This window comes from Streptomyces kronopolitis (assembly GCF_014646275.1).
Lineage (GTDB): Bacteria > Actinomycetota > Actinomycetes > Streptomycetales > Streptomycetaceae > Streptomyces > Streptomyces kronopolitis.
The window spans coordinates 1-689 of the sequence record NZ_BMND01000105.1; the positions used below are offsets into that span (position 1 = coordinate 1).

A 689-nucleotide genomic window follows, 5' to 3' on the forward strand; every position below is an offset into this window, starting at 1 on the left:
ATGAAAGCGCAAGCGATCTTGAAGCGCTAGAAGCCTTTAGTTTGTTGTGCCAAAAAGAAGGCATTATCCCGGCGCTAGAAAGCTCACACGCTTTAGCGTATGCTTTAAAACTCGCTCAAAAATGCGAAGAAGAAAGCATTATTGTAGTGAATTTAAGCGGTCGAGGGGATAAGGATTTAAGTACCGTTTATAACGCTTTAAAAGGGGGTTTAAAATGAGGTATAAAAACATGTTTGAAACCTTAAAAAAACAAGAAAAAATGGCGTTTATCCCGTTTGTAACCTTGGGCGATCCTAATTATGAATGGAGTTTTGAAATCATTAAAACCTTAATCACTAGCGGGGTGAGTGCTTTAGAGTTGGGTTTTGCTTTTTCAGATCCGGTAGCGGATGGCGTTACCATACAAGCGAGCCATTTAAGGGCGTTAAAACATGCTACTATGGAAAAAAATTTCCAGATTTTAAGGGCGATCAGAGATTACAATCCCCACATTCCCATAGGGCTTTTAGTGTATGCGAATCTCATTTTTTCTTATGGCGTGGATAATTTTTATGCCCAAATCAAAGAATGCGGCGTGGATAGCGTTTTAATAGCGGATATACCCCTAATAGAAAAAGAATTAGTCCTAAAATCCGCTCAAAAAACACCAAATTAAACAAATCTTTATCGCTAGCCCTAATGCGAGTGAT

The 689-nt window shown here is 38.8% G+C and carries 1 protein-coding gene and 1 pseudogene; both read left to right on the top strand.

Features of this window, described 5'->3' with window-relative positions:
* Positions 1–218: pseudogene (locus IEY78_RS35330) on the top strand (hypothetical protein); the annotation flags it as partial.
* An 11-nt stretch (positions 219–229) separates the two neighbouring features.
* Positions 230–655 (top strand): tryptophan synthase subunit alpha, encoded by a 426-nt coding sequence (gene trpA, locus IEY78_RS35335; RefSeq protein WP_229700344.1) that lies wholly within the window; start codon positions 230–232, stop codon positions 653–655.
* Positions 656–689: the final 34 nt, after the last annotated feature.

Bases quoted from the DNA above. Each gene is read 5' to 3' on its own strand.
- trpA (WP_229700344.1), top strand. From the start codon at position 230: ATGTTTGAAACCTTAAAAAAACAAGAAAAAATGGCGTTTATCCCGTTT.